This window comes from Promicromonospora kroppenstedtii DSM 19349 (genome assembly GCF_000515355.1).
GTDB classification, from domain to species: Bacteria; Actinomycetota; Actinomycetes; order Actinomycetales; family Cellulomonadaceae; genus Promicromonospora; species Promicromonospora kroppenstedtii.
Window position 1 is genome coordinate 1 of the sequence record NZ_KI911673.1, and the last position, 230, is coordinate 230.

1 pseudogene is annotated in these 230 nt (G+C 74.3%); it reads left to right on the forward strand.

Annotation, left to right across the window (positions count from 1 at the left end):
- Positions 1-230: pseudogene (locus PROKR_RS34890) on the forward strand (NAD(P)/FAD-dependent oxidoreductase); the annotation flags it as partial.

Sequence of the window (230 nt, forward strand, 5' to 3'; positions counted from 1 at the left end):
CCGGCTGCTGCACCGGCTGGGCGCGGGCGGAGCGCTCGACCTCGCCCGCCTCGCGGTGCTGCCCGTGCGCCGGTTCGCGCACGAGACCTTCCTTGGCGAGTGTGCCGGCCTGTTGCTCACGGGGAACGCGATGCACGCGGACATCCCGCCCGATGCCGCCGGCAGCGGAGTGTTCGGCTGGCTGCTGACCATGCTCGGCCAGGACGTCGGCTATCCCGTCCCCGTCGGCG